Source organism: Sphingomonas sp. AAP5, assembly GCF_004354345.1.
Lineage (GTDB): Bacteria > Pseudomonadota > Alphaproteobacteria > Sphingomonadales > Sphingomonadaceae > Sphingomonas > Sphingomonas glacialis.
Genome location: NZ_CP037913.1, coordinates 193,960 through 216,596, shown reverse-complemented (window position 1 = coordinate 216,596; position 22,637 = coordinate 193,960). Strand labels below are relative to the sequence as shown.

20 protein-coding genes are annotated in these 22,637 nt (G+C 68.6%); 13 read left to right on the top strand and 7 right to left on the bottom strand.

All coding sequences use genetic code 11. The annotated features are described in order from the left end of the window. Window positions 1–24 precede the first annotated feature (24 nt). Both rph and rdgB read left to right on the top strand, forming a co-directional pair. On the top strand, window positions 25–741 hold the full coding sequence (rph, locus tag E2E30_RS00945; protein ID WP_133186384.1) for a ribonuclease PH: 717 nt from the start codon (window positions 25–27) through the stop codon (window positions 739–741). Further along, window positions 738–1,370 carry an RdgB/HAM1 family non-canonical purine NTP pyrophosphatase gene (gene rdgB, locus E2E30_RS00940; RefSeq protein WP_133186382.1) on the top strand — a complete coding sequence of 211 codons (633 nt, stop codon included), beginning with the start codon at window positions 738–740 and terminating at the stop codon, window positions 1,368–1,370. The genes rph and rdgB overlap by 4 nt, the downstream gene beginning before the upstream one ends. Window positions 1,371–1,502: 132 nt before the next feature. Here rdgB and E2E30_RS00935 read toward each other — a convergent pair whose 3' ends face one another. After that, window positions 1,503–2,072, bottom strand: coding sequence for a CAP domain-containing protein (locus tag E2E30_RS00935; RefSeq protein ID WP_133186380.1), 570 nt, complete (start codon window positions 2,070–2,072; stop codon window positions 1,503–1,505). Window positions 2,073–2,111: 39 nt separating this feature from the next. Here E2E30_RS00935 and hemW point away from each other — a divergent pair, with 39 nt between their 5' ends. Beyond that, window positions 2,112–3,386, top strand: coding sequence for a radical SAM family heme chaperone HemW (gene hemW, locus E2E30_RS00930; RefSeq protein WP_240699000.1), 1,275 nt, complete (start codon window positions 2,112–2,114; stop codon window positions 3,384–3,386). A 54-nt stretch (window positions 3,387–3,440) separates the two neighbouring features. Here the strand turns inward: hemW and E2E30_RS00925 are convergent, their stop codons facing one another. Next, window positions 3,441–4,640, bottom strand: coding sequence for a penicillin-binding protein activator (locus E2E30_RS00925; RefSeq protein WP_206365620.1), 1,200 nt, complete (start codon window positions 4,638–4,640; stop codon window positions 3,441–3,443). An 11-nt stretch (window positions 4,641–4,651) separates the two neighbouring features. Here E2E30_RS00925 and rsmI point away from each other — a divergent pair, with 11 nt between their 5' ends. The 4 genes from rsmI (at window position 4,652) to E2E30_RS00905 (ending at window position 7,767) form a co-directional block, all read left to right on the top strand. After that, the gene (gene rsmI / locus E2E30_RS00920) at window positions 4,652–5,485 is read left to right on the top strand and encodes a 16S rRNA (cytidine(1402)-2'-O)-methyltransferase (RefSeq protein ID WP_133186379.1); all 834 of its coding nucleotides are present in this window, start codon (window positions 4,652–4,654) and stop codon (window positions 5,483–5,485) included. Window positions 5,486–5,636: 151 nt separating this feature from the next. Then, window positions 5,637–5,942 carry a YraN family protein gene (locus E2E30_RS00915; RefSeq protein WP_322162496.1) on the top strand — a complete coding sequence of 102 codons (306 nt, stop codon included), beginning with the start codon at window positions 5,637–5,639 and terminating at the stop codon, window positions 5,940–5,942. A gap of 141 nt (window positions 5,943–6,083) precedes the next feature. Continuing rightward, window positions 6,084–7,040: a glutathione synthase gene (gene gshB, locus E2E30_RS00910; RefSeq protein WP_133186377.1), complete on the top strand. Its 957-nt coding sequence runs from the start codon at window positions 6,084–6,086 to the stop codon at window positions 7,038–7,040. 127 nt (window positions 7,041–7,167) lie between these two features. After that, a complete protein-coding gene (locus tag E2E30_RS00905) occupies window positions 7,168–7,767 on the top strand; it encodes a DedA family protein (RefSeq protein WP_133186375.1) in 600 nt (199 codons plus the stop codon). 130 nt (window positions 7,768–7,897) lie between these two features. Here E2E30_RS00905 and E2E30_RS00900 read toward each other — a convergent pair whose 3' ends face one another. After that, window positions 7,898–8,782, bottom strand: coding sequence for a tyrosine recombinase XerC (locus tag E2E30_RS00900; RefSeq protein ID WP_133186373.1), 885 nt, complete (start codon window positions 8,780–8,782; stop codon window positions 7,898–7,900). Window positions 8,783–8,978: 196 nt separating this feature from the next. Here E2E30_RS00900 and E2E30_RS00895 point away from each other — a divergent pair, with 196 nt between their 5' ends. Then, window positions 8,979–11,147 carry a primosomal protein N' gene (locus tag E2E30_RS00895; protein WP_133186371.1) on the top strand — a complete coding sequence of 723 codons (2,169 nt, stop codon included), beginning with the start codon at window positions 8,979–8,981 and terminating at the stop codon, window positions 11,145–11,147. Between the two features lie 64 nt (window positions 11,148–11,211). Further along, the gene (locus tag E2E30_RS00890; RefSeq protein ID WP_133186369.1) at window positions 11,212–12,786 is read left to right on the top strand and encodes a peptidase MA family metallohydrolase; all 1,575 of its coding nucleotides are present in this window, start codon (window positions 11,212–11,214) and stop codon (window positions 12,784–12,786) included. Window positions 12,787–12,808: 22 nt separating this feature from the next. On the opposite strand, the gene E2E30_RS00885 is transcribed toward E2E30_RS00890, so the two are convergent. Continuing rightward, the gene (locus E2E30_RS00885) at window positions 12,809–13,663 is read right to left on the bottom strand and encodes a GAF domain-containing protein (protein WP_133186367.1); all 855 of its coding nucleotides are present in this window, start codon (window positions 13,661–13,663) and stop codon (window positions 12,809–12,811) included. A gap of 413 nt (window positions 13,664–14,076) precedes the next feature. Between E2E30_RS00885 and E2E30_RS00880 the strand changes: the two genes are divergently transcribed. Next, window positions 14,077–15,627, top strand: coding sequence for a S1C family serine protease (locus tag E2E30_RS00880; RefSeq protein ID WP_133191863.1), 1,551 nt, complete (start codon window positions 14,077–14,079; stop codon window positions 15,625–15,627). Between the two features lie 13 nt (window positions 15,628–15,640). On the opposite strand, the gene ada is transcribed toward E2E30_RS00880, so the two are convergent. The 3 genes from ada to E2E30_RS00865 all read right to left on the bottom strand — a co-directional run bounded on the left by ada (window position 15,641) and on the right by E2E30_RS00865 (window position 19,272). After that, complete coding sequence (gene ada / locus E2E30_RS00875; RefSeq protein ID WP_206365618.1) at window positions 15,641–16,681, bottom strand: bifunctional DNA-binding transcriptional regulator/O6-methylguanine-DNA methyltransferase Ada; 1,041 nt, start codon at window positions 16,679–16,681, stop codon at window positions 15,641–15,643. A gap of 63 nt (window positions 16,682–16,744) precedes the next feature. After that, window positions 16,745–17,422 (bottom strand): dienelactone hydrolase family protein, encoded by a 678-nt coding sequence (locus E2E30_RS00870; RefSeq protein ID WP_133186365.1) that lies wholly within the window; start codon window positions 17,420–17,422, stop codon window positions 16,745–16,747. Window positions 17,423–17,490: 68 nt separating this feature from the next. Continuing rightward, the gene (locus E2E30_RS00865; protein ID WP_133186363.1) at window positions 17,491–19,272 is read right to left on the bottom strand and encodes a methyl-accepting chemotaxis protein; all 1,782 of its coding nucleotides are present in this window, start codon (window positions 19,270–19,272) and stop codon (window positions 17,491–17,493) included. A gap of 219 nt (window positions 19,273–19,491) precedes the next feature. Here E2E30_RS00865 and E2E30_RS00860 point away from each other — a divergent pair, with 219 nt between their 5' ends. The 3 genes from E2E30_RS00860 (at window position 19,492) to E2E30_RS00850 (ending at window position 22,635) form a co-directional block, all read left to right on the top strand. Further along, window positions 19,492–20,046 carry a F0F1 ATP synthase subunit delta gene (locus tag E2E30_RS00860; RefSeq protein WP_133186361.1) on the top strand — a complete coding sequence of 185 codons (555 nt, stop codon included), beginning with the start codon at window positions 19,492–19,494 and terminating at the stop codon, window positions 20,044–20,046. A gap of 3 nt (window positions 20,047–20,049) precedes the next feature. Beyond that, the gene (gene atpA, locus E2E30_RS00855; protein ID WP_133186359.1) at window positions 20,050–21,579 is read left to right on the top strand and encodes a F0F1 ATP synthase subunit alpha; all 1,530 of its coding nucleotides are present in this window, start codon (window positions 20,050–20,052) and stop codon (window positions 21,577–21,579) included. A gap of 168 nt (window positions 21,580–21,747) precedes the next feature. Beyond that, on the top strand, window positions 21,748–22,635 hold the full coding sequence (locus E2E30_RS00850) for a F0F1 ATP synthase subunit gamma (RefSeq protein ID WP_133186357.1): 888 nt from the start codon (window positions 21,748–21,750) through the stop codon (window positions 22,633–22,635). Window positions 22,636–22,637 lie beyond the last annotated feature (2 nt).

Here is a 22,637-nt window from a genome sequence, read left to right as displayed (position 1 = left end):
TCGATCATTTCCAGGAGAGTCCCCATGCGCCCAAGCGGCCGCACCCCCGACCAGATGCGCACGATCACGATCGAGCCGCGCTTCACCAAACATGCCGAGGGCTCGGTGCTGATCGGCTTCGGCGACACCAAGGTGCTGGTGACCGCGTCGATCGAGGAGAAGGTCCCGCCGTTCCTGCGCGGCAAGGGCGAAGGCTGGGTGACGGCCGAATACGGCATGCTCCCGCGCGCCACGCACACGCGCGGCAGCCGCGAGGCCGCCAAGGGCAAGCAGTCGGGCCGCACGCAGGAAATCCAGCGCCTGATCGGCCGTAGCTTGCGCGCCGTAACCGATCTCAAGCTGCTCGGCGAGCGCCAGATCGTGCTCGATTGCGACGTGATCCAGGCCGATGGCGGCACGCGCACTGCGTCGATCTCGGGCGCATGGGTCGCGCTGCGGCTGGCGATCGACGGGCTGATGGCGAGCGGCAAGCTCACCGCCGACCCGCTGACGCAGAAGGTCGCGGCGATCAGCTGCGGGATCTTCAAGGGCACGCCGGTGCTCGACCTCGATTATGACGAGGATTCGAACGCCGACGCCGACGCGAACTTCGTGCTGCTCGAAAACGGCAACATCGCCGAAGTCCAGGCGACCGCCGAAGGCGCGACCTATGACGAGGAAGCGCTGCTCCGCTTGCTCCGCCTGGCGCGGATCGGCTGCACCGACATCTTCGCCGCACAAGCCAAGGCGGTCGCAAAATGACGCAAGAGGTCGCGCCGCAGGCCATTCGCAAGCTCGCACCCGGCAAGCTCGTCATCGCCAGCCATAATGTCGGCAAGGTGCGCGAGATCGGCGCCCTGCTCGCCGAGCACGGCATCGAGGCGATCTCGGCGGCCGACCTCGACCTCCCCGAGCCCGAGGAGACCGGCACGACCTTCGTCGCCAATGCCGAACTGAAGGCGTTGCAGGCGGCGGACCTGTCGGGCCTCCCCGCGCTCGCCGATGACAGCGGGCTGTGCGTCGAGGCGCTGAACGGCGACCCCGGCGTCTATACCGCCAATTGGGCGGAGACGCCGAACGGGCGCGACTGGAACCTGGCGATGACCAAGGTCGAGCAGGCGCTCGCGACCAAGGGGCCCGACGCGAGCCGCGCGGCGCACTTCGTCTGCGTGCTCGCGCTCGCCTGGCCCGATGGGCATGTGCAATGGTTCGAAGGCCGTGCCGAGGGCAGGCTGACCTGGCCGCCGCGCGGCGATGTCGGGTTCGGTTATGATCCGGTGTTCGTGCCTGCGGGTGGCGACCAGACCTATGCCGAGATGGACCCGGCGCAGAAGCACGCGATCAGCCACCGCGCCGATGCCTTCGCGCAGCTTATTGCGGCGGTGGTGTAAGCCCCAATCCGTCACCCCGGCCTTGTGCCGGGGCCCACCGGGCGGCGCGCGCAGCGCTGCTTTCGTGCGGCATCGCAGCGGCTTGGTGGGCCCCGGCACAAGGCCGGGGTGACAGGTGGGTGAAAGCGGGGCTCAATCCGCCACGCGCCGCCCCACGACATTCCCCGGCGGCGAATAGCGGCACACCAGATAGTCGTCGCGCGCGCTGCTCGCGAGCGCGCAGCCGACCGCGCTGGTCCGCCGCCAGACGATCTGCGTGTAATGCGCGACGTCCTGCCAGCGCCCCGTCGTGCTGATGTCGGGCACGACGCCTGCCCGGTAGCCGCGTCGCTCGTCGACCCACAGCTGCACCATCTCGTCATAGCGATACGCGCCGCGCGACCCCATGAAGAGGTTCTCGCCCTCGGGGATCCGGCCGCGCACGCCGGTCGAATGTTTGAAGTCGCGCGTCTCGGCGAGCACCGCGGCATAGCGCGCGGCATCGTCGGCAAGTTCGGCGTTCCACACCAGTGGCGGCGCGCCGACCGCGGCGCGCGCGCGATTGTGCCCGTCGAGCATCGCGCGCTGCAGCAGCGATTCGCCGCGCGCGGCGGACGCCTCGCTCAGTCGTGGCTCGGTGACGCGCGGCGGTTCGTCCGGGTCGGACGCGGCGCATCCCGTCAGTCCCGCCACCAGGGCCAGCGCCAGCCAATGAACGCGCATCTTTCGTAATCTCCCCGACACGCCCATAGGCTCCGGTTGATGAATGCCCCCGATACGCCCCTGCTAACGCCGCCGCTCGCGCTTTATGTCCATTGGCCGTTCTGCGTCTCGAAATGTCCTTATTGCGATTTCAACAGCCATGTCCGCGAGAGCGTCGACCAGGCGGCGTGGCGCAACGCTTTGCTCGCCGACCTGGCGTATGAGGCGGCGGCGCTGCCCGGACGGCGGCTCGGGTCGATCTTCTTCGGCGGTGGCACGCCCTCGCTGATGCCGCCCGCGACGGTCGCGGCGATCATCGATGCGGCGACCGCTTATTGGCCGCCCGAGCCCGATATCGAGATCACGCTCGAGGCCAATCCCTCCTCGGTCGAGGCTGCGCGCTTTGCCGACATCGCGCGCGCCGGGGTCAACCGCGTATCGCTCGGGTTGCAGGCGCTCGATGACGAAGCCTTGGTGTTCCTCGGCCGGGCGCACGGCGTCGACGAAGGGCTCGCCGCGCTCGCGACCGCGCAGGCGGCGTTTGCACGCGTCAGCTTCGACCTGATCTATGCGCGGCCGGGCCAGACGCTTGCCGCCTGGGATGCCGAGCTCACCCGTGCGCTGTCGTTCGGGACCGAGCATCTCTCGCTCTACCAGCTGACGATCGAACCCGGCACGCGCTTTGCGACCGAGGCGGCGGCGGGGCGGATCGTGATCCCCGATGGCGATTCCGCGGCCGACCTGTTCGAGGCGACGCGCACGGCGACCGCGGCGGCGGGGCTGCCGGCGTATGAGATTTCGAACCATGCGCGGCTGGGCGCGGAGAGCCGCCACAACCTCGTCTATTGGCGCTACCGCGATTATGCCGGTGTCGGTCCGGGGGCGCACGGGCGACGCGGTGGCCTCGCGACGGCGCGGCACAAGAAGCCCGAGAACTGGATCGGCGCGGTCGCGCGCAACGGCCACGGCGCGCAGATCGAGCAGCCGCTGGTGCCGGGCGAGCGCTCGACCGAAGCGCTGCTGATGGGGTTGCGGTTGCGCGAAGGGGTCGATCTCGCGCGGATCGCAGGGCTTGGCGAGACGACAGTCGAGGCGCTGATCGACTGGACGGCGGCGGCGCGGCTCGAAACGCAGGGCTTGGTTGCACGCTCTGGCGACCATCTGCGCGTCACCGACGCAGGGATGCTGCTGCTCGACGCGATCCTGCCGCTGATCGTCCTCAGCCCCTCCCCTTCAGGGGAGGGTAGGGGGTGGGGACGCCTCGCAGAGACTGGCGTTTGTGACTTCCCCACCCCAACCCAGCGCCAGGTCGGTCAGGCCCCCGGCCTGACCTGAACCGCGCGGGGCGCGGTTCACCTGGCGCTCCTGAAGGGGAGGGACTTTAGAACATCAGAACCCAGCAGGCGCGGGCGACACCGTCACCGTCGTTCCGCTGTGGATCTCCTGCACTTCGAGCGCACGCTCGGCGACATTGTCGCGGCCGAAGCGGAATGCACCGTCGATCCCTGAAAAACCGCCACGATCCTTGAGCCGGTCCTCGGGGAACGCCGCGCCCATCGGCCAGTCGCGCATGATGCGGATCGTGAGCAGCACCGAATCATAGCCGAGGCTCGACAGCCGGAACGGCGCCGCGCCGAAGCGGGCGCGGTATTTTGCGGCATATTGGCGGTACAGCCCGTCCGAGACGCTCGCGAACCACGCGCCCTCGAGCGCTGGCTTGCTCGCGATCGAACTTTCCGAATTCCACAATTCGGTGCCGAGGATACGCGCGCCGCCCATGCCGTTGCGCCGCAGCACCGGCACGCCCGCCGCCGCCGCAGAGCCGCCATCGGCGATCAGAATCGCCTGATACGGTGCGCTCTTGGCCATCCGCGTGATCGCCGCGGTCATCGAGCCCGGCGCGCGATCATAGGTCTGCAGCGCGCCGACGCGGCCGCCAGCCGATTCGACCGCACGCAGGAACGCGGTCGAGGCGCGTTCGCCGTACACGCCGTTGGGGACGAGGCCGCCGAAGCTCGCCACGCCCTGGTCGTGCGCATATTTGACGACGCGGATGATCGACTGCGCGGGGACATAGCCCATCAGATACGCGCCGTTGCCCGCCGCGGTGGCATCGTTCGAGAAGCTCACTACGGGAACGCCCGCCCGCCGCGCGATCGGCGTCACCGCGCGGACGTCGTCGGCGAGCAAGGGGCCGAGAATCAGCTGGTTGCCATCGGCGAGCGCGCGCTGCGCGGCCTGCGCGGCACCGGCGGCGGTGTCGTAGCTGGTGATGCGGACGCGCTCGTTGCGCGAATCGAGCAGGGCCATCTGCGTGGCGTTGGCCAGACTCTGCCCGACGCCGGCATTCGCGCCCGAGAGCGGCACGAGCAAGGCGACGCGGTGGCGCTGCGTATCGGTCGGGATGCCCGGCTCGACCGCAGGCTGCTGGCTCTGCGACGGGCGCTCGGCCGGGGGGCGCCGCGATGGGCCGGGCCCGGGCACGACCGTCTGGCAGCCCGCGAGCAGCACCGCGCCGACCAACGCTGCCCCGCGCAAAAGCCGCTTAAACCCGATGGGACGTTGCGCGCCCATATCCCGCTCTGCCATGACCACTCCCGATGAACCCTGATCTTTCCCCCGGCCTCTACATCGTTGCCACCCCGATCGGCAATCTCGGCGATCTCACGCCGCGTGCGGCGCATATCCTCAGCTACGCCGCGATCATCGCGGTCGAGGACAGCCGGGTGACGGGCAAGCTGCTGAACCATATCGGCGTCAAGCGACCGATGACGCCGTATCACGACCACAATGCCGAGGATGTCCGCCCCGGCCTGATCGCCCGCATGGGGACCGAGGCGGTGGCGCTGGTGTCCGATGCGGGGACGCCGCTGATTTCCGACCCGGGCTACAAGCTGGTGCGCGATGCGCGCGCGGCGGGGCATACGGTGTGGACGATCCCGGGGCCGTGCGCGGCGGTGGCGGCGCTGACGCTCGCGGGGTTGCCGACCGATCGCTTCCTGTTCCTCGGCTTCCTGCCGTCAAAGGCGCAAGCGCGCGCCGCCGCGATCGCCGAGGTGGCGGCGGTACGCGCGACGCTGGTGCTGTACGAATCGGGCCCGCGGCTCGGCGTGATGCTGGCGGCGCTCGCCGAGGGGCTCGGCGAGCGCGAAGCGGCGGTGACGCGCGAGATCACCAAGCATTTCGAGGAAGCGGTGACGGGGACGTTGTCGCAGCTCGCCGCACGCTATGCCGATGCGCCGCCCAAGGGCGAGATCGTCGTCGTGGTGGCAGGCCCCGGCGCGCCCGAAGCAGCGAGCGCGGCGGATGCCGACAGCGCGCTCGCCGAGGCGCTGACTCGGCTGTCGACCGGGCAGGCGGCGAGCGAGGTCGCCAAGGCGCTGGGGTTGGATCGCAAGACGCTCTACGCGCGGGCGCTGGAGTTGAAGGCGTAGTGGCTCCTACTCCCCTCCCGCTTGCGGGAGGGGTTGGGGGAGGGCATGTTCAGGCGTGCCGCGCGACATCCCCTCCCCTAGCCACTCCCGCAAGCGGGAGGGGAATGCGAAGCGGCAAGCGGCCGAAGCCTCCGGTCGTCGCGGCGAGCGCTTGGCCGGCTGGTGGCTGCGCCTCAAGGGCTGGCAGATTCTCGCGCGGCGCGTGCGCACCCCCGCTGGCGAAGTCGATCTGATCGCGCGCAAGGACAAGCTGGTCGCCTTTGTCGAAGTCAAAATGCGCGCCACGGCCGCCGAACTCGACTTCGCGATCGACGAGCGCCGCCTCGCCCGCGTCGCCGCCGCCGCCGAATATCTGATGCCGACCTATGCCGCGCCGGGCGACGACATCCGTGTCGATGTCATCCTGCTCGCGCCGGGCACGCAGCCGCGCCACATCGAGAATGCGTGGATCGGGTGACATCGCAGGCTCGGCACCTTAGATGCGCTTTGCCCCAACCGTCATGCCAGCGCAGGCTGGCATCTCGCGGTTGACGCGCAGCGCCCGCGCCACAGAGACCCCAGCCTCCGCTGGGGTGACGGCAAGCGGCAGGAGTCGAACATGTCCCTCACTGTCGCCGTCCAGATGGATCCGATCGCGCATATCAACATCGCGGGCGATTCGACCTTCGCGCTGATGCTCGCCGCGCAGCAGCGCGGGCACAAACTGTTCCACTACAATGCCGAAGACCTGAACTATGCCAACGGCCGCGTCTGGACCAAGGCCGATCCCGTCACCGTGCAGCGCGTCGTCGGCGATCATTACAGCTTCGGCGAACCCGTCAGCCTCGATCTCGGCGACGAGGCCGACGTCGTGCTGATGCGGCAGGACCCGCCGTTCGACCTCGGCTATATCACCGCGACGCATTTGCTCGAGCGGATCGCGCACAAGACGCTGGTGGTCAACGACCCCGCCTCGGTCCGCAATGCGCCCGAGAAGGTGTTCGTACTCGATTACCCGCAGTTCATGCCGCCGACGCTCGTCACGCGCAGCCTCGACGAGGCGCGTGCCTTCCTCGCGCAGCACGGCGAGATCGTGATCAAGCCGCTGCACGGGAACGGCGGCAAGGCGATCTTCAAGGTCGGGTCGGACGGCGCGAACCTGTCGGCGCTGATCGAGGTGTTCAACACGATGTGGCGCGAGCCGCACATGGTGCAGGCGTTCCTTCCGGCGGTCGCCAAGGGTGACAAGCGGATCGTACTGATCGACGGCGAGGTTGCCGGCGCGATCAACCGGCTGCCCGGCGAGGGCGAGATCCGCTCGAACCTCGCGGTCGGCGGGTCGGCGGTGAAGACCGAGTTGACCGAGAAGGAGCGCGAGATCTGTGCGGTGCTCGGGCCCGAGCTCAAGCGGCGCGGGCTGCTGTTCGTCGGGATCGACGTGATCGGCGGCGAGTGGTTGACCGAGATCAACGTCACATCGCCAACCGGGATCGTTGCGATCGAGCGCTTCGACGGCACCGATGTGGCGGGGCTGATCTGGGATGCGATCGAGCGCAGGGTTGCGACGCGTGGGTGATTCGTCTTCTTCCCCCCTCCCGCTTGCGGGAGGGGTCGGGGGTGGGCGCGCGCTATCAGCGGGCGCTAGCGTCGAGAGCGCGTGCCCACCCCCAGCCCCTCCCGCAAGCGGGAGGGGAGTCAGGTAAGTGACCGACTTCATCGTCAACCTGACGGCGTGGGGCGGCTATTTCGGCATCTTCGTGCTGATGGTGCTCGAGAACGTCTTCCCGCCGATCCCCTCCGAAGTGATCATGGGGCTGGGCGGGATCGCGGTCGCGCGCGGGCAGATGACGCTCGTCCCGCTGATCGTCGCGGGCACCGTTGGAACCGTCGTCGGCAATTATTTCTGGTACGCCATCGGCTATCGGCTCGGCTATCACCGGCTGCGGCCGTTCGTCGATCGCTATGGCCGCTGGCTGACGCTCGACTGGCAGCATGTCGTCGCGCTCGAGGCCTTCTTCCGGTCGCGCGGGCAATGGGTGGTGTTCGTGTTCCGCTTCATGCCCGCCTTTCGCACGATGGTGTCGCTGCCCGCCGGGATGGCGCGGATGTCGCACGTCCGCTTCCTGCTGTGGACTGCGGCGGGCTCGGCGATCTGGAACACCGGGCTGGCGGTTGCCGGCTATTATCTCGGCGCCAATTTCCGCGAGCTCGATCGGTTTATCGGTCCTGCCGCGATCGCGCTGACGGTGGCGATCGTGGTTGGCTATCTGTGGCGGCTGCTGCGCTGGAGGCCACGCGCCTAGGGCTTGGCCGCGCGCCCTCCCCCACCGTCACCCCGGGCTTGTCCCGGGGTCCACCGGGATATGCGCCCTGCCGGCGAGGCTCGCGCGGAGCGGTGGACCCCGGCACGAGGCCGGGGTGACGAAAAAGCGCCTAAGCCCGCGGATGCGCGTTGCGGTAGACGTCGAGCAGATGCGCGGCATCGACCTGCGTATAGATTTGCGTCGAACTGAGGCTCGCATGCCCGAGCAATTCCTGCAGCGCGCGCAGATCGGCGCCGCGCCCGAGCAGATGCGTCGCGAACGAATGCCGCAACGCGTGCGGTGTCGTGCGATCGGGCAGCCCGAGCCGCACCCGCGCGCCCTGCACCGCGCGCCGCACCAGGCGGGGTGACAGCGGCCCGCCCTTCGCGCCGCGGAAGATCGGCGCGTCGCGCGCGGCGCCGTACGGACTGAGCGCGACATACGCCTCGACCGCTTCGCGCACCTGCGGGAGCAGCGGCACGATCCGCGTCTTGTCGCGCTTGCCCGTCACGACGAGCGTCGCGCCGAGCGGGAGCACCGCGCCGGTCAGCGACAGCGCCTCGGCAACGCGCAAGCCCGCGCCGTACAGCAGCAGCAACACCGCGAGGTCGCGCGCGCCGATCCACGGTTCGCTGGCATCATCGGACACATCGTCGGCGAGCGCGACGGCTTCGTCGGGCGACACCGGGCGCGGCACGCCTTTCTTGACGCGCGGGCCCTTGAGCCGCGGCGTGGTGCCCTCGCCCGTCGCGAAGGCGAGGAAGCCGCGCACCGCCGACAGTTCGCGCGCGGCGGACGCGTTGCTCAGCCCGTCGCTGCGGCGCTGGGCGAGGAAGGCGCGCAGATCGGCGGTGTCGGTCCGGGCGAGCGCGGGACGGTCTACGGCCTCGCCCCAATGCTGGGTGAGGAACCCACACAGCCGCGTCGCGGTCGCCTCATAGGCGCGCACGGTGTGGACCGAACGCCGCCGGTCGCGCGCGAGGTGCTCGGCGTAGAGGCGGGGGAGGTCTGGCATGGCGGGGGTGTAGCGGACCTCACCCACCGCCGTCACCCCGGCCTCGTGCCGGGGTCTACCCAGCCGCGGGCGCGACGCCGCTTATCCTGCCGCAACCTCGCGGCATGGTGGACCCCGGCACAAGGCCGGGGTGACGAACCGGTTGGAAACACTCGCCCCCTTTGCACCCGCCTCCCCAACCCGCCATATGCGCTCCATGTCCCGCGCCCGCGTCCTCGTCCTCAACTCAGCGCTTGGCCCACTCGATTACCGCGTGCCGCATGGCATGAGCGTCGAGCCGGGCTCGGTGGTCGTCGCGCCGCTCGGCCCGCGGCAGTTGCTTGGCGTGGTGTGGGAGCCCGAGCGGATGCCATCCGACGCCGAAGTCGGCGACAATCGGCTGCGTAACCTCGTCGGCGTCGCGCCGGTGCCGCCGCTCGCCGCGCCGCTGCGGCGGCTGATCGAATGGACCGCAGACTATTATCTCGCCTCGCCAGCAGCGGTGGTGCGGATGGCGCTGTCATCGACCTCGGCGCTCGAGGGCAGCAAGACGATCACCGAATATCGCGCGACCGGCGAAGTCCCTGCGCGCCTGACGCCGCAGCGCGAGCAGGCGCTCGAAAAGATCGGCAGCTTCCAGGGCCTGATCCGCGAGCTCGCCGCGCTTGGCGAGGTGTCCGACGCGGTGATCCGCGGGCTGGTCAAGGTCGGCGCGCTCGAGGCGGTCGAGGTCGATATCGACAGCCCCTTCCCCGCCCCCGATCCCGATTTCGCAGCACCCGCGCTCTCGCCCGACCAGCGCGCGGCCTCGGGCACGCTCGTCGCCGACGTCACCGCGCGTGCGTTCGCACCGACCTTGCTCGACGGCGTCACGGGCTCGGGCAAGACCGAGGTCTATTTCGAAGCGGTTGCCGCCGCGATTCGCGAGAACCGCCAGTGCCTTGTGTTGCTCCCCGAGATCGCGCTGACCGAGCCCTTCCTCAAGCGCTTCGCCGCGCGCTTCGGCGTCCAGCCGGTGGCGTGGCATTCGGGGCTGCGCCAGTCGCAGCGGCGGCGCGCGTGGCGCGGCATCGCCAGCGGGCAAGCGCTCGTCACCGTCGGCGCGCGCTCGGCGCTGTTCCTGCCGTATGCCAATCTCGGGCTGATCGTCGTCGACGAAGCGCACGAGACGAGCTTCAAGCAGGAAGAGGGCGTGCATTATCACGCCCGCGATGTCGCGGTGATGCGCGGCAAGTTCGAGGAGATCCCGGTGATCCTCGCCTCGGCGACGCCCGCGATCGAGACGCGCCAGCAAGTCGCGCTCGGCCGCTATGCCGAGGTCAAGCTCCCCGGCCGCTGGGGCGCCGCCGAGATGCCCGCGATCGAGGCGATCGACTTGATCGCCGAGCCGCCCGAACGCGGCCGCTGGATCGCGCCGCGCCTCGTGAAAGCGATGGAGGCGACGCTGGAGCGGCGCGAACAGTCGCTGCTCTTCCTCAACCGCCGCGGCTACGCGCCGCTCACCTTGTGCCGCACCTGCGGCCACCGCTTCCAATGCCCCAATTGCACCGCGTGGATGGTCGAGCACCGCCTCGTCCGCAGGCTCGCGTGCCACCATTGCGGCCACACCGAGCCGGTCCCCAAGATCTGCCCCGAATGCCATAACGAGGATACGCTCGCCGCGGTCGGCCCGGGGGTCGAGCGGATCGCCGACGAAGTGACCGAACTGTTCCCCACCGCCAAGATCGCGGTGGTCACCTCGGACACGATGTGGTCGCCCGCCAAGGCCGCCGAGTTCGTGGCACGGATGGAGGCGCACGACATCGACATCGTCGTCGGCACACAGCTGGTGACCAAGGGCTATCACTTCCCCAACCTCACGCTGGTGGGGGTGATCGACGCCGATCTCGGGCTCGACGGCGGCGATCTGCGCGCGAGCGAGCGGACCTTCCAGCAGATCTGCCAGGTCGCCGGCCGCGCCGGGCGCGGCGCCAAGCCGGGGCACGTCTACATCCAGACGCACAGCCCCGACGCGGCGGTGATGAAGGCGCTCGTCTCGGGCGACACGGAGGCGTTCTACAGCGCCGAGACCGAGCATCGCCGCGAAGCCAATGCGCCGCCGTTCGGACGTTTCGCCGGGATCGTCGTGTCGAGCGAGGACCAGCAGGCGGCGCTCGAAACCGCGCGGCTGATCGGCCGCGCTGCGCCGCAGCTCGAGGCGATGGAAGTCTACGGCCCCGCCCCTGCCCCGCTCGCGATGCTGCGCGGGCGGCACCGCTTCCGCCTGTTGATCCACGCCAAGCGCGGGCTGGCGGTGCAGGACGTCGTGCGCGACTGGCTCGGCGGGCTCGACTGGCCGAGCAAGGTGCGCGTCGTCGTCGATGTCGATCCGTACAGCTTCGTATGACCTAGCTTGCCGTGCCAGCACCCTCCCGATACGCTGGTCGGCGACATTTGGCGGGGGCTGAAACATGGTACGGAAATGGGTATGTGCGGCGCTGTTGGCGGCCACGTCGAGCGCTGCCGGCGCGACGTGGCGGACCGCCACTTCGACCAATTTCATCGTCTATACCGAGGGGAGCGAAACGAGCGCGCGTGCGCTGGCGGAGCGGCTCGAAAAGTATGAGAACGTGCTGCGGGTCATCTCCGGCGCCAAGACGACCCCGAATACGACGCCGATCCGCGTCTTCATGGTACCCAGCCAGACTGCGGTGCAGGACACGATGCCGTTCCCCAGCAGCGGCGTCGCGGGCTATTATGACGACGACATTCGCGGATCGTACACCGTCATGCCGCGCGCCGGGATCGAAGGAGATGACGGCTCGTTCGCGCAGGTCGTGCTGTTCCACGAACTGGCGCACCAGTTCATGTTCCATAACTTTTCGGGCGCCTACCCGACTTGGTACATCGAGGGCTTTGCCGACTATTACGGCACGACCAAGATCGGCGCAAAGGATGTAACGACGGTCGGGATCCCGCTCGAGAACCGCTACAAGTCGCTGAACGACAACGCCTGGATACCGATCTCGCAAGTCCTCTCGGCCCGCCGGTACAGCGATGTGACCAACGTCTATCTGCTTTATGCCGAGGGCTGGCTGCTCGTGCATTATCTCTCGACGACGCAGAAGCGGCCCGGCCAGCTGACCGCCTATCTCAAGGCGATCAACGACGGCAGCAGCTTCGAGGCCGCGGCGACCAAGGCGTTCGGCAATGTTTCGGCGCTCGATGCGGAATTGCGCGACTATGCGGCGGTGCGGAACCATCAGGTGCTCGATCTGCCGTTCAAGAAGCTCGATCCCGGCCCGGTCACGGTCCAGACCCTGAGCCCCGCGCAAAGCGCGCTCGTCCCCTTCCAGATCCGGCTGAGCGCGGGTGTCCCCGCTGCCAATTTCGCCGATTTCGAACAGCGACTCGGCAGCGTCGTGGCCTCCTATCCCGATGATCCGTCGGCGCTTGCGGTGCTGAGCGATGCGCAAATGCTCGTCCAGCATCACGATGCGGCGCGCGCCACCGTCGCGCATTGGCTGAAGGTCGCGCCGCAGGATCCGCGCGCGCTGATGTTCCAGGGAATGCTCGATGTGGAGGGACTACGCGTCGCCAAGGTCACCGATCCGGCGCGCTGGACCGCCGCGCGCCAGTCGATCCTCGCCGCCAACCGGCTTGCGCCGCACACGCCCCGCATCCTCAAGGCCTATTATGAGAGCTTTACCGCACAGGGCGTGCTGCCGCCTGCGGGGGCGCAGAACGGCTTGCTCGCCGCCTTCGACACGATGCCGGAAAACGCCGAGCTGCGGCGGATGGTCGCGTCCGATTTCGAGGCCCGCGACATGCTGGACGATGCGATCGACACGATCCGGCCGCTCGCCTTCAGGACACGCGCGAGCGGCGAACAGAGCGCCAAGGACAAGGCGCGCGACGACAAGCTGTCGGTGAAATACCGGCTCGCCGGCGCGGGGGCCAAGGAGGAGACCGCGCGCGAAATGCTCGAGCGGCTCGAGAAGCGCCGCGCGGGGGGCGCCACGGCGGCTAAACCGGCGGGAAGCTGACGCGCGCCGAGACGCGATCGACTCACGCCAGCGGCGGCGGCACGGCGATCGGCGCCCGCTCACCCGCCGCGACGGGCCGCCGGTCGCCGCCCAGGATGCGGTCGTTCATCCGGGCGAGCAGGATCGGGTCGATCGGGTTCTGGAAGGCGAGGCCGGCGGTGTCGTTGCGGCACCAGGCGACCGTCGTGACGACGACCGTGTTGCCGATCGTCAGGATCAGGCCGCCCTGGTGCTGCAGCGGCGGCAGGCTGCCGCGGATCAGCGCGCCGCGCGTGGAAATGTTGGCGATCTCGACCAGCGTCTGGACGATCCCGTAGCCGCTCACCGAGCCGTGCAGCGCGACGCCGTGGCGCAGCAAGCCGCGCTGGTCGCCCGGCGGAGCGCGGCGATCGAGTTCCGCCATCGCCACCGTCGCCAGCGCGGCCAATTGCCGCCGCTCGCGCGCGCAAAAATCCGCGCGTGGGACCGAATCGATGATGCAGACCGTGCCGATGTTGAAACCGCCCGGCGTCGTCAGCGGCGCGCCAGCGTAGAACCGGATGTGCGGCGCGTGCACCACCAGTGCATTTTCGCTGAAGCGCGGATCGACCAGCGCATCGGGGACGACCATCGGCGCGTTCGACAGGATCGTATGCGCGCAAAAGGCGTCCTCGCGCCGGGTCTCGGCAAAATCGATTCCGCGCCGCGCCTTTAACCATTGCCGGTCGTCGTCGACGAACGACACCGCGCTCGATGGCACGCTGAACACGCGTTGCGCGATCCGTACGACATCGTTGAACACGGGCTCGGGCGCGGTATCGAGGATCGCATAGCGTTTCAGGGCGTCGAGCCGGGACGCCTCATCGTCCGGGACAGGAAAGCGTCGATCGACGAGCATGACGAACTTTCGAAACCTCTCTCACGCTACGGCGTAAGCTGGCTCGCTCGCAAAATCCTGTCCGGTCTTTTACAGTATGAAGCAGCGATTCCCCTGACCAAGAACAGCCGCATCCTGGCCTCGTAGCGGCTTTGCGCGACCGGATTTTCCGTCCGCATATGTCCGGCATACCGGATCGTGCTCCCAGCCGCTGGCGTGACGCTGGCCGGTCGGCGCCGTGTTGGCTGAAGGCACGCCCCCGGGCTCGGGCCAGCGCGCGAATGCCTCGGACACGCACTTTCCCCTGTCCCGCGCGGCGCTATCCTGTCAGAATCGTTGGCATGTCCTGCCTGCCCTCCGTCTTCCCCGCCGACAGCGGCCGTCGCGCCGCGTCGCGCCAGAGCCTTGCCCTTTGCCTCCTGCGGTCTTGGGCGATGGTCATCGCGGTGCTGGCGACGGCACTGCTCTCGGCAGCACCGGCACGCGCCGACGATATCTCCGCGACTGCGCGCGGGGTCGTGCGCGTCGTGACGATCGCGATCGTCGATGATGAAGTCGTCGGCTTCGGTCACGGCAGCGGTTTCGCGGTCGCGCCCAACCGGATCGTCACCAACGCGCATGTCGTCGAACTGCTGGCGCGTTATCCCGGCAACGTCGTGATCGGCATCGTGCCGTCGGAGGGCTCGAAAAGCTATCAGGGCAAGGTCATCGCGCTCGATACCGTCCACGACCTCGCGCTGATCGAATTCACCGGCAAGCCGATCCCGACCACAGCGATCTATACCGGGCCGGTCGACGAGGGGAGCATGGTCACCGCGCTCGGCTATCCCGGCAATGTCGACATGGCGACCGCGAAATCGGCGGTCGATTACATCCACCCCCTCTCGCCGATCCGGTCCGAAGGCGTGTTTTCGGGGCGGCGGCAGATGTCGGGGACCGCCGTTTTGCTCCACACCGCGCAGATCGCGCGCGGCAATTCGGGCGGGCCTTTGCTCGATCCGTGCGGGCGTGTGATCGGTGTCAATTCGGCGATCACGCGCGGCGAGGAGGGCGATTCGAGCTTCGGCTTCGCGATCGCCAATAGCGAGCTCACCGCCTTCCTGATCCGCGCCAAGCAACCCTATGCCGCGGTCGGCACGCCGTGCACGAGCATCGCCGACATCGACAAGGTCGATGCGCAGGCCGAGGCCAAGGCCGCGGCGCTCGCTGACGGCGCGCGGCGCGATGCCGCGGGCAAGGCGCTGGTCGCGCGCGATGCCGCCTGGATCGCCGCGCGCGACGCCGCCGATCGGCACCGCGAGAACGTCATGGCGATCGCCACGCTGCTGCTCGTGCTCGGCGCGATGGCGATCGGCGCGGGCGGGCTGCTCGATGCGCAGGCGCTGCGGCGCGGGGCGATCTGGGCATGGGGGGTCGGCGCGCTGATGATGGTGGGCGCGGTCGTGCTGTTCCTGCTGCGCCCGACGGGGACACCGATGCTTGCCACTCCCAGCGAAACCGCGAAGATCGACTCGCCCGTCGCGCCGATGTCGTCGCGCGCGCCGCTCGGCAAGCTGGTGTGCCACCTGGTGCCCGAGCGCAGCCGCGTCGTCTCCTCGGCGACGACCGACACGGTAATCGACTGGGGCAAGGCGGGCTGCATGAACGGCCGCACGCAATATGCCGAGAATGGCAGCAAATGGGATCGCATCCTGGTGCCCGCACAGGAGCAGACGGTATCGGTGCTGCAGTTCGATCCGGCGACGCGCAGCTATGTGACGACGCGCTATTTCCTCGGGTCCGACCAGATGGAAGATATCCGCAAAATCCGCGCACAAGTGACGCTCAAGGCGTGCTCGCCCGACGAAGCCGGACGCGCCAACCTCGCTTCGCAACAGGCCGCGATCCGCACGAGCCTGCCCGCACGGCCGAACGAGAAGATCGTCTATCAGTGCGAGGCGGCGCAGGCCGGCGGGCCGCCCGCTTCCGCGGTGCCCGTCGAGTAACGGCGCGGAGCGTCTACGCTACGCCCTCGCGATCGCGCAGCGCGACCTTGCGGTCGATCCCGTACGCATAGCCGCCGAGCGTCCCGTCGCTGCGCTGGGCACGGTGGCATGGCACGACGATCGACACGGGGTTCGCACCGCACGCGCTCCCCGCCGCGCGGACGGCCTTGGGGGTGCCCGCGGCGGCGGCGAGTTCGGCATAGCTGCGTGTCTCGCCCAAGGGGATTTCGCGCAGTGCCTGCCAGATCGCCTCCTGGAACGCCGTCCCGCGGACGTCGAGCGGCAGGTCCTGGTCGCGCTCGGGCGATTCGACGCTGGCGACGACGCGCGCGGCGAGATCGGCGAGCGCCGCGCCGCCGGGGACGATCGCGGCGTGCGGGAAGCGGGCGCGCAACGCACCCTCGTCCTCGTCGAACGAGACGCGGCACAGCCCCTTGTCGGTCGCCGCGACGAGCATCGGCCCGAGCGAGGTCTCGGCGAGGATCCAGCGGATCGTCACCCCCTCGCCACCGCGCTGCCACGCGCTCGGGCTCATGCCGAGGCGCTTGGCGCCGCCTTCATAAAAGCGGCTCGGTGCCGAATAGCCGGCCTCGTACAACGCTGCGGTCACGGTGGTCTCCTCGCTGAGCGCCCGCGCTGCGCGCTGCGCCATCAGGCCGCGCGCATAGGCGGCAGGCGTCACGCCCGTCGCGCGCTTGAACAGCCGGTGGAAATGGTGCGGCGCATAGCCGACGCACGCCGCGATCGTATCGAGCGCGACCAGTTCGTCGGCCGCCTCGATCAACTCCACCGCGCGCGCGACGGCGATGCGGTCGCGCCCGACCGCGTCGGGGGTGCAGCGCAGACACGCGCGGAACCCCGCGCCCCGCGCTTCCTCGGGCGTGCGGTAGAAGTCCATATTCTCGCGCTTGGGGCGGCGTGCCGGGCAGCTCGGCTTGCAATAGATGCCCGTCGTTTTCACCGCGCCGACGAAGCGGCCATCGGAATGCCGGTCGCGCGCTTCGAAGGCGCGCCACGCGGCGTCTGGGTCGAGCGGGAGGCGCGGCATGGTCATGCGGTCTTATGTACCCGCTGCCCCGTACCGCGCCATCCCGGCGCTTGCGCTCAAAGCGCAGCGTCAGCCCGCATTGGCGGCGAACAGCTCGAGCGTGCGTGCCTTGGCGAGCTTGGCGCTCTCGGCGTCATAGGCTTCGCGGCGGTCCGAATTGAAGCCGTGGCCCGCTTCGTAGACATAGACCGTCGCGTTGGGCCAATCCTTGGCGATGACCTTTTCGACGCCGTCCATCGGGATGCTCTGATCCTCGCGCCCGAAATGGAGGATGACGGCAACCTTGGGCTCCTCGTCGGCGGCGGCGGGGACCATGCTGCCGTAATAGGCCGAGGCCGCCGCGACATTGTGCATCCGCGTCGCCGCGAACCACGCGACCGAACCGCCATAGCAATAGCCGACGACGAACACCGGCCCGTCCTTGGCGAGCGTGTCGACGCAGGTCTGGACGTCGGTGAGGCTGAGGTCGAACGGATGGACTTCGCGCGCGAGCTTGATCCCCTGCGCCATGCCCTCGGCATCGTGATCGGCCTCGAAGCCGGGATGCTCGCGGTCGAAGATCGCGGGCGCGAGCACTTCATAGCCATCGGCGGCGTACCCATCGCACAGGTCGCGAATGTGCGCGGTGACGCCGAAAATCTCCTGGACCAGCACCAGCCCGCCCTTGCGCGCGCCGCTCGGCTGCGCGTGATAGACGCCGATCGTGGCGCCGTCGGACATCGTCATCTGCTGCATCTGGCCGGTCATTCTACTCTCCGTCACTGTCGCCCCGTGCTCGCGCCGCTAGCAACATTGCGGCGCCCACGGAAGCGCGATCAGGCGGCGCGGACGTCGGCCATCAGCTGGTTGATCTGCCCGCGCAGCCGCTCGACGCTCCCCGCGACATCCTCGGCGGTGCGCGTCACGTCGTCCGACGTCTGGCGCGAGCGCTGCGCGCGTTCGCGCAGCGTCTGCATGTTGGCGGCGGCGTCGGCCGTACCGTCCTCGACCTCGGCGATGGCGTAGGCGATCGCTTGCGTCATGCCGCGCTGCTGATCGACCGCGTGCGCGACATTGGCCGACGACTGATCGAGCTCGGCGACCAGCCCGTCGACCGATTCGATCGTAGCGAGTACGGTGTCGCTCGCGGTACGCACCGCGGCGAGCCGCGCCTCGATCCGCCCCGCCGCGGTCTGCGTCTGGCGCGCGAGGCCCTTCACTTCCTCGGCGACGACCGCGAAGCCGCGCCCCGCCTCGCCCGCGCGCGCCGCCTCGATCGTCGCGTTCAAGGCGAGCAGATTGGTCTGCCCGGCGACCGCGGCGATCATGTCGAGCACGGCGGCGATCTCCGCCACCAGCGCCCCCATCGATTCGGCGTGCCCGCGCCCTTCGAGCGTGCGCTCGCGCACCGTCGCCACGCCGGCGCGCGATTCGTTCGCCGCACGGCTGATCCGCTCGATCGCGCCGGCAAGCGCGGTCGCCGATTGCGTGATCGTGCGGGCATTGTTCGCGCTTTGCTCGGTCAGCGCGGCGGTCGCCATCGCATGCTTCTCGGTCGTCCCCGCCTCGCTCGACATCGCCGCGGCGGTCTCGCGCAGCGCCGGGCCGGTCGAGGCGAGCTGGCGCACCGAGATCCCGGCGGTCCGCTCGAACACTTCGAACAGCGCGTCGAGATGCGCGGCGCGTTTCGCGCGCGCGGCGTCCTCGCGCCGCTCGTTGGCGTAGAGCGCGTCGGCGGTCCGACGCGCTTCCTCGCTCAGCCGGCGCGCATCGGCCGAGCGCTGCCGCGCAAACACCAGCGCGCGCGCGATGTCGCCGATCTCGTCGCTGCGGTCGAGCGCGGGGATCGGCGCATCGGCGCGCTCGAGCGTGATGTCGCGCGTCGCCTCGGCGATCAGCGCGAGCGGGCGAACGACTCGCAGCGTCAGCATCCGCATTCCCCATACCGCCACGAGCAGGGCCGCTGCAGTGACGAAGGCGACGAGCAGAAAGACCTGGAGGAACCCGGCATCGAGCGCGGCTCGCTCGCGCGCTGCGTCGGCACGCAGATCGGTCATCAGCGTCGTGCTCGACGCGGTCAGCGGATCGATCGCGGCATAAAGCGGGCCGCTGACGAAAAAGTCGAGTTGGTCGATCCGTTTGGCGCGCAACAAGTCGTGGAGCGTATCGAGCGCGGCATCGGCATCGTGGCGCGCGGATTCGACGTGCGCGACCTGGCTCGCCCGCCGCGTATCGAGATGGTGGTGCGTGAACGCGCTCCAGTTGGTTGCGATTTCGGCACGCGTCGCCTGGATCGTCGCGATCGCGCCCGCCGCCGAGAGATTGCCGCTGCGCACCTTGTTCGCCGTCAGCAACGCGTTGGCGTAGCTCGCATTGACACGCTGCAGCTCGCCGATCGGATACAAGCGATCGAGCACGAGCACGTTGACGCGGTGGCTGGTCGCGGCGGTGGTGCCGACCAGCGCAAGCGCGAGCAAAGCCTGGATTGCCAGCAACGCCGCGACGATGCGCCGCAGCTGGATACGCACGTTGCGCCCGCCGGCATCCCAGCGCGTGGCAAAACGGCCGATCCAGCGATCGAGCAGGGGGACCTTCGGAGCGAAAGCGATTCGTTTCATGTCCGACGCTATGGTCTCGAAGCTGCCAAGCAATGGTTAAGCGAATGTTACAGTTGCGTGAAAGACGCGAGTTCTTGCCGCAATAGGGCCGCTTGGTGCGCATGGCTTGCAAGCGACCCGAGCCGATGCTAACCGCTCGCCATCCCATCTGAAGGCGCATTCCCCAGCGCCCTCTTTTTGCATGGGGCCACCATTCGTGCCCAAGAGGACCCCAATCGCGTGGAAGCATCCGGCGGTATTCAAGCAAGCTTAAGCGGCCGCTATGCCACCGCTTTGTTCGAGCTCGCGCGTGACACCAAATCGATCGACGCCGTCGAAGCGAGCCTCGGCCGCGTCCGCGCCGCGATCGCGCAGTCGAGCGAGTTCGCGCAACTGATCGGCAGCCCGGTCGTCTCGCGCCAGCAGGCGGCCAAGGCCGTCGCGTCGGCTGCGGAGATGATCGACGTCGACGATACGACGGCGAAGTTCCTCGGCGTGCTTGCCGACAACCGGCGTCTGTCGCAGCTCCCGGCGATCATCCGCGCCTTTCGCGATCTGGCCGCGCGCCACCGCGGCGAGACGACCGCGGAAGTGACCTCGGCGCATCCGCTCACCGAAGAGCAGGTCGAGGCGCTCAAGCAGCAGCTGCGCACCCGCATCGGCACCGACGTTTCGGTCGATCTCTCGGTCGACCCCACCCTCCTCGGCGGTCTGGTCGTCCAGATCGGCTCGCAGCGGATCGACAGCTCGATTCGCACTCGTCTCAATGCTCTCGCGCACGCGATGAAAGGTTAAGTCATGGATATCCGCGCCGCAGAAATCTCGAAGGTCATCAAGGACCAGATCGGCAATTTCGGCACCGAAGCGCAGGTTTCGGAAACCGGCCAGGTGCTCAGCGTCGGTGACGGCATCGCGCGCATCTTCGGGCTCGACAACGTCCAGGCGGGCGAGATGGTCGAATTCTCGAACGGCGTGCAGGGCATGGCGCTCAACCTCGAGGCCGACAATGTCGGCGTCGTGATCTTCGGGTCGGACTCGCAGATCAAGGAAGGTGACGTCGTCAAGCGCACCGGCACGATCGTCGACGTCCCCGTCGGCAAGGCGCTGCTCGGTCGCGTGGTCGATGGCCTCGGCAACCCGATCGACGGCAAGGGCCCGATCGAGACGACGCAGCGCAGCCGCGTCGAAGTCAAGGCACCGGGCATCATCCCGCGCACCTCGGTCAACGAGCCCGTCCAGACCGGCCTCAAGGCGATCGACGCGCTCGTTCCCGTCGGCCGTGGCCAGCGCGAACTGATCATCGGCGATCGCCAGACCGGCAAGTCGGCGGTCGCGATCGACACCTTCATCAACCAGAAGGCAGCGCATCAGGGCGACGACGAGTCGAAGAAGCTCTATTGCATCTACGTCGCCGTCGGCCAGAAGCGCTCGACCGTCGCACAGCTCGTCCGCACGCTGACCGAGCAGGGCGCGATGGATTACTCGATCGTCGTCGCGGCGACCGCGTCGGACCCTGCCCCGCTGCAGTTCCTCGCACCCTACACCGGCTGCGCGATGGGCGAATATTTCCGCGACAACGGCATGCATGCCGTCATCGTCTATGACGATCTGTCGAAGCAGGCCGTCGCCTACCGCCAGATGTCGCTGCTGCTGCGTCGCCCGCCGGGCCGCGAAGCCTATCCGGGTGACGTGTTCTATCTTCACAGCCGCCTGCTCGAGCGCGCGGCCAAGATGAACGACGCCAACGGGGGCGGCTCGCTCACCGCACTGCCGATCATCGAGACTCAGGCAGGCGACGTGTCGGCCTACATCCCGACCAACGTGATCTCGATCACCGACGGCCAGATCTTCCTCGAGACCGACCTGTTCTTCGCGGGCATCCGTCCCGCCATCAACGTCGGTCTGTCGGTGTCGCGCGTCGGCTCGGCCGCCCAGACCAAGGCGATGAAGAAGGTGTCGGGCTCGATCAAGCTCGAGCTCGCGCAGTATCGCGAAATGGCGGCGTTCGCACAGTTCGGTTCGGACCTCGATGCTTCGACGCAGAAGCTGCTGAATCGTGGTGCTCGTCTGACCGAGCTGCTCAAGCAGGCGCAGTTCGCGCCGATGCCGTTCGAAGAGCAGACCGTGTCGATCTTCGCTGGCACCAACGGCTTCCTCGATACCGTGCCGGTCAACGCCGTCGTCCGCTACGAGCAGGCGATGCTCGCCGAGATGCGCAGCAGCCACGCCGATCTCCTCACCGACATTCGCGACAAGCGCGACCTGTCGAAGGAGACGACCGAGGCGCTGAAGACCGCGCTCGGTGCGTTTTCGAAGACGTTTGCGTAATGCCTAGCCCTCTCCCGCTTCCGCGGGAGAGGGTTGGGTGAGGGTTTTCTTCTCGTCGACGCCCGACAAGCAGAAGACCCTCACCGACTTCGACTAGGGCCGCGTGAAGGACGCGACCCAAGTCTCCGTAGCCTCTCCCGCACGCGGGAGCGGATAAGAAGGACTAGAATGGCCTCGCTTAAAGCCCTCAAGATCCGCATCGGCTCGGTGAAGTCGACGCAGAAGATCACCAAGGCGATGAAGATGGTCGCCGCTGCCAAGCTGCGCCGTGCGCAGGAAGCGGCGATTGCCGCACGCCCGTACGCGCTGCGCCTCGAGCAAGTGATGGCGAGCCTCGCATCGAAGGTGACCGTCAGCGAATCGAGCCCCAAGCTGCTCGCCGGCACCGGCAAGGACCAAGTCCATCTGCTGGTCATCGCGACCTCGGAGCGCGGCCTCGCGGGCGCGTTCAACTCGAACATCGTCCGTGCGGCGCGCCGCAAGGCCGAGGAGCTCGAGCGTGCCGGCAAGACGGTAAAGTTCTACGTCGCCGGCAAGAAGGGCCGCGTGATCAAGCGCTTCTTCCCGACGCAGATCCTCGCCGATCATGAAATGAGCCACATCAAGACCGTCGCCTTCGCCGACGCCAAGGCGATCACCGACGATCTGATCGCACGCTACGAGGCCGGCGAGTTCGACATCGCGCATTTGTTCTACGCCCGCTTCCAGTCGGCGCTGGTGCAGGAGCCGGTCGGCCGCCAGATCATTCCGGTCGCGCTGCCGTCGGCCGCGAACGACGTCGCCGCATCGTCGGCGACCGCCGCGGTCGAATATGAGCCCGACGAGGAATCGATCCTCGCCGCGCTGCTGCCGCGCAACATCGCGATCCAGATCTTCGGCGCATTGCTCGAGAATGCCGCGTCGGAGCAGGGCAGCCGCATGACCGCGATGGACAATGCGACGCGCAATGCCGGCGACATGATCAATCGCCTGACGATCCAGTACAACCGCAGCCGCCAGGCCGCGATCACCACCGAGCTGGTGGAAATCATCTCCGGCGCCGAAGCGCTCAAGTAGTC